General features: G+C 70.9%; 10 protein-coding genes. 3 read left to right on the top strand and 7 right to left on the bottom strand.

The window, feature by feature from the left end; all coding sequences use genetic code 11:
- From FGD71_RS20420 to FGD71_RS20405, 4 genes are all read right to left on the bottom strand, one after another.
- Window positions 1-192 (bottom strand): DUF2510 domain-containing protein (locus tag FGD71_RS20420; protein WP_140935917.1); only part of this gene is annotated, 192 nt, incomplete at its 3' end.
- A 58-nt stretch (window positions 193-250) separates the two neighbouring features.
- Window positions 251-1,033: a 3-oxoacyl-ACP reductase gene (locus FGD71_RS20415; protein WP_119101916.1), complete on the bottom strand. Its 783-nt coding sequence runs from the start codon at window positions 1,031-1,033 to the stop codon at window positions 251-253.
- Entirely contained in the window at window positions 1,030-2,406 is a 1,377-nt protein-coding gene (locus FGD71_RS20410; RefSeq protein WP_119101915.1) for an aldehyde dehydrogenase family protein, read from the bottom strand. Before FGD71_RS20410 ends, FGD71_RS20415 begins: the two co-directional genes overlap by 4 nt.
- Before the next feature lie 11 nt (window positions 2,407-2,417).
- Window positions 2,418-3,782: a glutamine synthetase family protein gene (locus tag FGD71_RS20405; RefSeq protein ID WP_119101914.1), complete on the bottom strand. Its 1,365-nt coding sequence runs from the start codon at window positions 3,780-3,782 to the stop codon at window positions 2,418-2,420.
- Between the two features lie 77 nt (window positions 3,783-3,859).
- Here FGD71_RS20405 and FGD71_RS20400 point away from each other — a divergent pair, with 77 nt between their 5' ends.
- The 3 genes from FGD71_RS20400 (at window position 3,860) to FGD71_RS20390 (ending at window position 6,826) form a co-directional block, all read left to right on the top strand.
- Entirely contained in the window at window positions 3,860-4,594 is a 735-nt protein-coding gene (locus FGD71_RS20400; protein ID WP_119101913.1) for a FadR/GntR family transcriptional regulator, read from the top strand.
- Window positions 4,595-4,678: 84 nt separating this feature from the next.
- Entirely contained in the window at window positions 4,679-6,124 is a 1,446-nt protein-coding gene (gene eat / locus FGD71_RS20395) for an ethanolamine permease (RefSeq protein WP_119101912.1), read from the top strand.
- 9 nt (window positions 6,125-6,133) lie between these two features.
- Window positions 6,134-6,826 carry a gamma-glutamyl-gamma-aminobutyrate hydrolase family protein gene (locus FGD71_RS20390; protein WP_420878325.1) on the top strand — a complete coding sequence of 231 codons (693 nt, stop codon included), beginning with the start codon at window positions 6,134-6,136 and terminating at the stop codon, window positions 6,824-6,826.
- Here FGD71_RS20390 and FGD71_RS20385 read toward each other — a convergent pair.
- The 3 genes from FGD71_RS20385 to FGD71_RS20375 form a co-directional block, all read right to left on the bottom strand.
- The gene (locus tag FGD71_RS20385; protein WP_119101911.1) at window positions 6,795-7,763 is read right to left on the bottom strand and encodes an aminoglycoside phosphotransferase family protein; all 969 of its coding nucleotides are present in this window, start codon (window positions 7,761-7,763) and stop codon (window positions 6,795-6,797) included. The genes FGD71_RS20390 and FGD71_RS20385 overlap by 32 nt on opposite strands.
- 245 nt (window positions 7,764-8,008) lie before the next feature.
- A complete protein-coding gene (locus FGD71_RS20380) occupies window positions 8,009-8,722 on the bottom strand; it encodes a helical backbone metal receptor (RefSeq protein ID WP_119101920.1) in 714 nt (237 codons plus the stop codon).
- 5 nt (window positions 8,723-8,727) lie between these two features.
- Complete coding sequence (locus FGD71_RS20375; RefSeq protein WP_119101910.1) at window positions 8,728-9,291, bottom strand: helix-turn-helix domain-containing protein; 564 nt, start codon at window positions 9,289-9,291, stop codon at window positions 8,728-8,730.
- Window positions 9,292-9,304 lie beyond the last annotated feature (13 nt).

Below are 9,304 nucleotides of genomic sequence, written 5' to 3'. Positions count from 1 at the left end.
CGCCCCCGTGCCCGCGCCGGGGCCGGGGCCGGGGCCGGGGCCGAAACCGGGCGCCGGAGCGGAACCCGGCGGCGCCACGGGCTGTTGGGGCGCCTCGGGCGCACGCCGGTGCTCGGTCCAGGCGGTCCCGTCCCACCAGCGCTCGACATGCGGGGCCGACGGATCGCGATACCAGCCGGGCGGAGGCGTCATGCTCATCCCGGCACTCTAGGACGTGACGCTCGTGACCGTGAGAGGTGTTCTGGCTTGCCTACACCGGTGTGACGTAGGCGCCCGAGATCCCGCCGTCCACAAGGAAGTCGGTGGCGTTCACGAAGGCGGAGTCGTCGCTGGCGAGGAAGGCGACGGCCGCGGCGATCTCCTCGGCCTCCGCGAAGCGCCCGACCGGGATGTGCACGAGGCGGCGGGCCGCCCGCTCCGGGTCCTTGGCGAACAGCTCCTGCAGGAGCGGGGTGTTGACCGGTCCCGGGCACAGCGCGTTGACCCGGATGCCCTCGCGGGCGAACTGCACGCCCAGTTCGCGGGACATGGCGAGGACGCCGCCCTTGGAGGCGGTGTACGAGATCTGGGAGGTCGCCGCGCCCATCCGCGCCACGAACGACGCCGTGTTGATGATGGAGCCCTTGCCCTGGCGCCGCATGTAGGGGATCGCGGCCTTGCAGCACAGGTACACGGAGGTGAGGTTGACCTCCTGGACCCGCTTCCAGGCCTCCAGGCCGGTCTCCAGGATGGAGTCGTCGTCGGGCGGCGAGATGCCCGCGTTGTTGAAGGCGATGTCGACCGAACCGTAGGTGTCGTAGGCGGTCTTGAAGAGCGCCTCGACCTGCTCGGCGTCCGTGACGTCGACGCTCACGTAGATGCCGCCGACCTCCTCGGCGGCCGCTTTGCCGCGGGTCTCGTCGACGTCACCGCAGACGACATGCGCGCCCTCGGACGCGAGTCGCCGCGCGGTGGCGAGGCCGATGCCGCTGCCCGCGCCGGTGATGACGGCGGTACGGCCGACGAGGCGGCGGCAGATGCTTTCTTCGGTCACTGTGCTGGACCTTCCGTGCTGATGAAGACGTTCTTGGTCTCGGTGAAGGCGGTGAGGGCGTCAGGACCGAGTTCGCGGCCGAGTCCGGACTGCTTGTAGCCGCCGAACGGGGTCCAGTAGCGGACGCTGGCGTGGGAGTTGACGGACAGGTTCCCGGCGCGGACGGCCTGCGACACGCGCAGCGCCCGGCCGACATCCCTGGTCCAGATGGAGCCGGACAGTCCGTACTCGGTGGCGTTGGCGAGCCGGATCGCGTCCGCCTCGTCCTCGAAGGGCAGGACGACCGCGACCGGCCCGAAGACCTCTTCGACGGCCACGCGCGCGTGGGGCTCGACTCCGGTCAGGACGGTGGGCGGGAACCAGAAGCCGGGGCCCTCGGGTGCGGTGCCGCGGATGCCCTGCGGATCGTCGGCGACGTACGAACGAACGCGCTCCAGCTGGACCTTGGAGATCAGCGGGCCCATCGCGGTCTTCTCGTCGGCCGGGTCGCCGACGAGGACGGACTCGACGGCGGGGGCGAGGAGTTCCAGGAAGCGGTCGTACGCCGTGCGCTGGACGAGGATGCGGGTGCGGGCGCAGCAGTCCTGGCCGGAGTTGTCGAGGAAGGACATCGGGGTGGCCGCGGCGGCGGCTTCGATGTCGGCGTCGGCGAAGACGATGTTCGGGCTCTTGCCGCCGAGTTCGAGGGTGACGGGCTTCAGGAGGGCCGACCCCTTCGCCAGCACCTGTTTGCCGACCGGCGTCGACCCCGTGAAGACGATCTTCGCGACCTGCGGATGCCCGACCAGCGCGTCGCCCGCCACGGGCCCCTCACCGGGAAGCACCTGGAAGAGACCCTCGGGAAGCCCGGCCTCCAGGGCGAGTTCGGCCAGCCGCAGAGCCGTCAGCGGAGTGGTCTCCGCGGGCTTGAGGATGACGGCGTTGCCCGCCGCGAGCGCCGGCGCGGTGCCCCAGGCGGCGATCGGCATCGGGAAGTTCCACGGAGCGATCACGCCGACGACCCCGAGGGGTTCGAGGATCGTGACATCGAGGCCGCCGGGCACGGGGATCTGCCGCCCGTTCAGCCGCTCCACTCCCCCCGCCGCGTAGTCGAGCAGATCACGGACGTTGCCCGCCTCCCAGCGGGCGTTGCCGATGGTGTGTCCGGCCTCGCGGACCTCCAGCCGGGCGAGTTCCTCGACGTGTTCGTCGACGAGGGCGGCGAAGCGGCGCAGCAACCGGGCCCGCTCGCCGGGCGCGAGGGCGGCCCACCCTTCCTGCGCCTTCGCCGCCCGTACGACGGCAGCGTGCACGTCTTGCGGGGTCGCGGCCGGGACGGTGGCGACGACCTCCTCCGTCGCCGGATTCAGGACTTGGAGCTCGTGCTCGGACAAGGAAAGACCTCTCACATGCGTTCGAAGGAGCGGCGGAGCTCCCAGTCGGTCACCGCGGCGTCGAAGGCGTCCAGCTCGACGCGCGCCATGTTGCGGTAGTGGGCGACGACCTCGTCCCCGAAGGCGGCCTTGGCGATGGGACTGGTCTCCCAGAGGTCGGCGGCCTCGCGCAGAGTGGTGGGGACATGCTCGTACTCCGTGGCGTACGCGTTGCCCGTGCACGGCTCGGGCAGCTCCAGCTGCTGTTCTATGCCGTACAGACCGGCCGCGACGAGTCCGGCGACGGCGAGATGCGGATTGACATCGCCTCCGGGCAGCCGGTTCTCGAAGCGCATCGAGCGGCCGTGGCCGACGACGCGGAGCGCGCAGGTGCGGTTGTCGTAGCCCCAGGCGACGGCGGTCGGCGCGAAGGAGCCGGGCTGGAATCGCTTGTACGAGTTGATGTTGGGCGCGTACAGCAGCGAGAAGTCTCTCAGTGCGGCCAGCTGACCGGCGAGGAAGTGACGCATGACGGGCGACATGCCACCGGGGCCGTCGCCCGCCATGGCGCTGCTGCCGTTCTTGTCGGCGAGCGAGAGGTGGATGTGGCAGGAGTTGCCCTCGCGTTCGTTGAACTTCGCCATGAAGGTGAGCGAGACACCCTCCTGGGCGGCGATCTCCTTGGCGCCGGTCTTGTAGACGGCGTGCTGGTCGCAGGTGACCAGGGCGTCGTCGTACTTGAAGACGATCTCGTGCTGGCCGGGATTGCACTCACCCTTGGCGGACTCGACGGTCAGCCCCGCGCCCTCCATCTCGTTGCGGATACGGCGCAGCAGGGGCTCGATGCGGCCCGTGCCCAGCACCGAGTAGTCGATGTTGTACTGGTTCGCCGGGGTGAGGTCCCGGTAGTTCGCGTCCCAGGCCTGCTCGTACGTGTCCTTGAAGACGATGAACTCCAGCTCCGTGCCGACGTTGGCGGTGAAGCCGTACTCGGCGAGCCGCTCCAGCTGGCGGCGGAGGATCTGGCGGGGTGCGGCGACGACGGGCGAGTCGTTGTTCCAGGCGAGGTCGGCCATGAGCATGGCGGTGCCGGCGTTCCACGGGACGCGGCGGAGGGTACTGAGATCCGGATGCATGGCGAAGTCGCCGTATCCGCGCTCCCAGGAGGACATCTCGTAGCCGTCGACGGTGTTCATCTCGGTGTCGACCGCGAGGAGGTAGTTGCAGCCCTCCGTACCGTGGTGCAGCACCTCGTCGAGGAAGAAGCGCGCGGCGAACCGCTTGCCTTGGAGCCGTCCCTGCATGTCCGGGAAGGCCAGGACGACGGTGTCGATCTCTCCGCCGGCGACGAGGGCGTGCAGCTCCTCGACGCTGAGCGGTGGTGTGCGGTCTGCCACGGGAAAGGCCTCCTTGGGTCAGCCGAGAGCCATAAGGTATTGCTGAGAACCATTGCTTGGGAAGGGGGTACGGCCAGATGTCGCAGTCGGACGGACACGGCGTGAACGATCAGCTGACACCGGTGCTGCGGCCGGTGCGGGCGGGCAACGGATTCGAGGAGGCGCTGGAACAGATCCTCCAGGTCGTACGGCTCGGCCTGGTGCCCGGCGGTGAACGGCTGCCCGCCGAACGGGAGTTGGCGGAGCGGCTGGGGGTCAGCCGGGTGACGTTGCGCGAGGTGCTGAAGGTGCTGCAGGACCAGGGGCTGGTCGAGTCGCGGCGCGGACGCTACGGCGGCACGTTCGTCCTGCCGAGGACCGGGGCGCCCGGCGAGGACGAGCTGCGCCGCCGGGTCGAGGGGACCGACATCGAGGACGTCCTGCGCTTCCGTGAGGTCCTGGAGGTGGGCGCGGCCGGCCTGTGCGCCCAGCACGGGCTGGACGAGGAGCAGGCCGCACGGCTGCGGGACGCCCTCGCCCGCACCCACGACGCACCGCTCGCCGACTACCGCCGCCTGGACACGCTGCTGCACCTCACGCTCACCGAACTGTGCGGTTCGCCGACCCTCACCGCCCAGTACGCGGCCGTACGGGCGACCGTGAACGATCTGCTGGACTGCATTCCGCTGCTGGTCCGGAACCTGGAGCACTCGCAGCAGCAGCACACGGCCCTGGTGGAGGCCGTACTCGACGGGGACGCCGACGGGGCGCGCGAGATGATGCGCGAGCACTGCGCGGGGACCGCCGCCCTGCTGCGCGGCTTCCTCACCTGATGCAGACCCCTTGCCTTCCGGCCACGCGGACCGCAAAGGTATGGCTCCGATCCATTGTGTTCCGCTGCGCTGGGGAGTCCGCCCATGTCCCTCGAATCCACCAAACCCCCCGCCGACCAAGAGGCGGACGACTATCTGGAACGCAGAGCCCTGCGCCGGGGAAGCGCCGGCTGGCTGCTGCTCACCGGCCTCGGCGTCGCGTACGTCGTCTCCGGCGACTACTCCGGCTGGAACTTCGGACTCGCCGAGGGCGGCTTCGGCGGCCTGGCGGTCGCCATGGTCCTCATGGGCCTGATGTACACATGCATGGTCTTCGCGCTCGCCGAGTTGTCCTCCATCCTGCCGACGGCGGGCGGCGGCTACGGCTTCGCGCGCCGGGCGCTCGGGCCCTGGGGCGGCTTCCTGACCGGCACGGCGATCCTCATCGAGTACGTCCTCGCGCCCGCCGCCATCGCGATCTTCATCGGCGACTATGTCGAGTCGCTGGGCCTGTTCGGGCTCACCTCCGGCTGGCCGGTGTACCTGGCCTGCTTCGTGATCTTCATCGGCATCCACCTGTGGGGTGTCGGCGAGGCGCTGCGCTTCAGCTTCGTCGTGACCGGAATCGCCGTGGCGGCGCTCCTGGTGTTCGCGGTCGGCGCGTTCCCCGACTTCGACGCGTCGAACCTCGACGACATCCCGGTGGACGAGAGCGCCTTCGGCTCCAGTTCCTGGCTTCCCATGGGTCTGCTGGGCATCTGGGCCGCCTTCCCCTTCGGCATGTGGTTCTTCCTGGGGGTCGAAGGCGTGCCGCTCGCGGCCGAGGAGACCAAGGACCCTGCCCGTACGCTGCCGAAGGCGATCCGCTGGTCGATGGGCATCCTGGTGGTCCTGGCGCTGCTCACCTTCTTCGCCTCCGCGGGGGCGCGCGGCTCGGATGCGATCCAGGGGGCGGGCAACCCGCTCGTCGAGGCGCTCCAGCCGGACGGGGAGGCGACGGCGCTGAGCCGGTTCGTCAACTACGCCGGCCTCGCGGGCCTGGTCGCCTCGTTCTTCTCGCTGATCTACGCGGGCTCGCGTCAGCTCTTCGCGCTCTCACGGGCGGGCTACCTGCCCCGCTTCCTGTCCCTGACGAGCAGCCGCAAGGCCCCCTACCTGGGCCTGCTGGTGCCGGGCGCGATCGGCTTCGCCCTGGCCGCGGCGACGGGAGACGGCGCGCGCATGCTGAACGTGGCGGTCTTCGGTGCCACCATCTCGTACGCGCTCATGTCGCTCTCGCACATCGTGCTGCGCCGCCGCGAGCCGGGGCTCGCGCGGCCGTACCGTACGCCGGGCGGTGTGCTGACGTCCTCGGTGGCACTGGTGCTGACGTGCGCCGCGCTGGCGGCGACGTTCCTGGTTGACGTGACGGCGGCGTTCATCGCGCTCGGGGTCTACGTGGTCGCGGTCGCGTACTTCGGCCTCTACAGCCGCAAGCGTCTGGTGGCGAAGGCTCCGGAGGAGGAGTTCGCGGCGCTGGCGGCGGCCGAGGCAGAGTTGGAACGGAACTGATCAAGGAGAATGGAGTTCATGGTGGGCGGCAGGCCGCTGATCGGAGTCAGTACGTATCTGGAGTCCGCGCGCTGGGGTGTGTGGGAGCTGGAGGCGGCGCTGCTGCCCGCTGGATATCCACGGCTGGTGCGGGACGCGGGCGGGCTCGTCGCGATGCTGCCGCCGGACGAGCCCGCGCACGCCGCGGCGACCGTCGCCCGGCTCGACGGGCTCGTGATCGCGGGCGGCCCGGACGTGGATCCGGCGCGGTACGGCGCCGCTCGCGAGCCCCGGACGGGTCCCGAGGCCCGCGAGCGGGACAGCTGGGAACTCGCCCTGATCGACGCCGCGTTGGCCTCCGGCACACCCCTGCTCGGTATCTGCCGCGGGATGCAGCTGCTGAACGTCGCCCTCGGCGGGACCCTCGTGCAGCACATCGAGGGCCACGTCGAGGTCGTGGGCGTCTTCGGCCGGCACCCGGTGAAGCCGGTGCCGGGCTCTCTCTACTCCCGTCTGGTGCCGGAGGAGGCATCGGTCCCGACGTACCACCACCAGTCCGTGGACCGGCTCGGCTCCGGCCTCATGGCATCGGCCCACGCGCCGGACGGGACGGTGGAGGCCGTGGAGCTGCCCGGGCCCGGCTGGGTGCTGGGCGTCCAATGGCACCCGGAGATGGGCGAGGACCTCAGGGTCATGGAAGGCCTGGTCCGAGCCGCTTCCTGAGCCAGTCGAGAGCGGTCGCGCCCTGGGCGCGCTGGAACGCGCGCAGTGTCGGCAGCCCCGGTGGAGCGGGCTGCCGCGACTGCCGCACGAAATAGCCCGCCAGCGCGGCCAGGGTCGCGGTCACGCCCTCCGGGTCCGCGTCCCGCCCCAGCGGGTGCCCGGTGAACACCTCGTCCGGCTCCGGTCCGCCCTGTGCCCGTACACAGGGCAGCAAGATCAGCAGATCGAACCAGGGCGCCGCCCGCACGGCATGCGGCCAGTCGACGAAGACGACTCCGTCCTCGGTCAGCAGCATGTTGTCGGCGCGGAGATCTCCGTGGGCGAGGGTGTCACCGGAGGCGAACTCGACCCAGGGATCGGAGACTTCGGCGAGCCGGTGCAGATTCCGAGCGATCCACGGGTCGAGCCCCCTTCCCTCACCGCCCGTGTCGCCCGCCTCGATCATCCGATGCCACCCCTGGAAAGCCTCGGCCTGGAGCTCCCCGACGGGCGGCGCGTCGACCGGCGACGGCGTGAGCGCCCGCCCCAACGCGCTCACCTCGTCGAGTACGATCCTCAACTCCCTCTCCCTCCAGGGAACATGAGGCTGCCTTCCCTCGACGTCCTCGAAGACGAGGGCCACCCAGGTCCCGTCGTCATATGTCCCCAGAAGCCGCGGTGCGCGGACTGCGAGCGGCAGTGCGGCGGCGTTGCGCGCCTCGCGGCGGTGCATGTCGGGGCTGTCGGGGTTGCTCTGGGCGCTCACCGCCTTCACGAACGCGCGCTGCCCTTCGACCGTCCGGACGCGCGCTGCCACGCCCGGCGAAAACCCGCCGTCCTGACTGACCGCGGCGACGACCGGACCGCCCAGCACCTCCGCGACAGCGGCGCGCACGGTGTGGGGAAGGTCTTCCCACGGCGTACGAGCGCCTGTGGCCGGCGGGGCGGTGGAGGTCATCCCCCGATCCTGCGCCGCGACCCGCCTCCGGCGCCAGCGCATTTCCTGGGGTGGGGTGGGTGGGGGTGCGCCCTTCAGGGTTCGCTGGGTGACTGAGGGCGAGTGGGGCGCGCCCTTCAGGGGCGCGGGGAACTGCGCGACCAGCCACGACCGGCCCGCAGCCGAAATGCGAGCGATGTCGGGGGTCTGGGGGCGCAGCCCCCTGTTTCGGGAAGGGGTGGGGTTGGGGAAAGGGAAACCCCTGGTCAACCGGCAGCCGCCCGCAGCGCCTCACCCAGCACACGCGGCGCCTCCACCAGCGAGGGCCCGTACCACGTGAGGTGACGCCCGCTGACCAACGCACACGGCGTCCCCGCAAACGCCTCAGGCCCGTCCTCCGCCGAAAAGCGATACGGCTCGTCGGGCAGCACGACAAAGCCCGCGGCCCTCAACTCCTCGATGGGCACCCGCGGATAACGCTCCGCATGCACCGCGTACACGTTGTCCACCCCCAGCCGCGCCAGCACATCCCCGGCGAACGTGTCCCGGCCGAGAACCATCCACGGCCGCCGCCAGATCGGCACAACCGCCCGAACGCGGCGATCAGGAACCGGCAGCTCCGCCCACGCCGCCTCCGCCTCGTCCAACCACCGAGGCCTCCCCCGCCCTCCGCAAGCCCTCACCACCCGCTCCAGCTCCCCGAACGCCTGCGGCACGTCCCGAACCTCGGTGACCAGCACATCGATCCCCGCGTCGCGCAAAGCGGTGAGGTCGGGTTCCCGGTTCTCCTCCTCGTTGGCGATCACCAGGTCGGGGCCGAGTCGAACGATCCGGTCGACGTCCGGATTCTTCGTCCCCCCGACCCGTACGACCTCCAGATCGACGGGATGAGTGCACCAGTCCGTCGCTCCGACCAGCACCCCGGGCAAAGACGCGGCCACCGCCTCCGTGAGGGACGGCACCAGCGACACCACCCTCATGGTCTTCACTGCCGCGGACTCTCCACCGCCTCGATGTGGTCCGCGACCGCGACGATCAGCACGCGTGTGTCCGGCTCGGTCGCCCGCCACCGATGGCGCACGCCACCCGACATGTACAGCGTGTCACCGCGCCCCAGCCGGTACGCGCGCCCCTCCGCCTCGACCTCGACCGCACCGTCGGCGACGTACATCAACCTGTCGTTGCGGTGCTGGAATTCGCGGCCCGCGTCGTGGTCGCCGCTGAACTCCGTGCCGTGCAACTGGTGGTGGCCGCGCACCAGGGAGCGCACGCGGGGCTCTTGGGTGAACTCGGAGTCGTCCGAACGCACGACGTCGACGCTACGCGCCGGGTCGGCGGCGGCGAGGAGTTCGACACGGGTCGTGCCGAGGGCGTCGGCGACGCGTTCGAGGGAGCGCACGCTGGGCCGGGCCCGCTCGTTCTCGACCTGGCTCAGGAACGGGACCGACAGACCGCTGCGCTCGGCGACGACGGCGAGGGTGAGCTCCAGTGCCCGGCGCCGCCGCCGGACGGCCGCGCCCACCCGAAGGGCTTCTTTGCTGTCGTCCATCGCTTCGGCTCCC

The organism is Streptomyces sporangiiformans (assembly GCF_005768555.2).
Lineage (GTDB): Bacteria > Actinomycetota > Actinomycetes > Streptomycetales > Streptomycetaceae > Streptomyces > Streptomyces sporangiiformans.
This window is presented reverse-complemented; position numbering and strand designations above follow the sequence as displayed.

Excerpts from the sequence above, each read along its gene's own strand:
- FGD71_RS20400 (WP_119101913.1), top strand. The coding sequence starts at position 3,860 with ATGTCGCAGTCGGACGGACACGGCGTGAACGATCAGCTGACACCGGTG.
- eat (WP_119101912.1), top strand. The coding sequence starts at position 4,679 with ATGTCCCTCGAATCCACCAAACCCCCCGCCGACCAAGAGGCGGACGAC.
- FGD71_RS20390 (WP_420878325.1), top strand. The coding sequence starts at position 6,134 with ATGGAGTTCATGGTGGGCGGCAGGCCGCTGATCGGAGTCAGTACGTAT.
- FGD71_RS20385 (WP_119101911.1), bottom strand. The coding sequence starts at position 7,763 with ATGACCTCCACCGCCCCGCCGGCCACAGGCGCTCGTACGCCGTGGGAA.
- FGD71_RS20380 (WP_119101920.1), bottom strand. The coding sequence starts at position 8,722 with ATGAGGGTGGTGTCGCTGGTGCCGTCCCTCACGGAGGCGGTGGCCGCG.
- FGD71_RS20375 (WP_119101910.1), bottom strand. The coding sequence starts at position 9,291 with ATGGACGACAGCAAAGAAGCCCTTCGGGTGGGCGCGGCCGTCCGGCGG.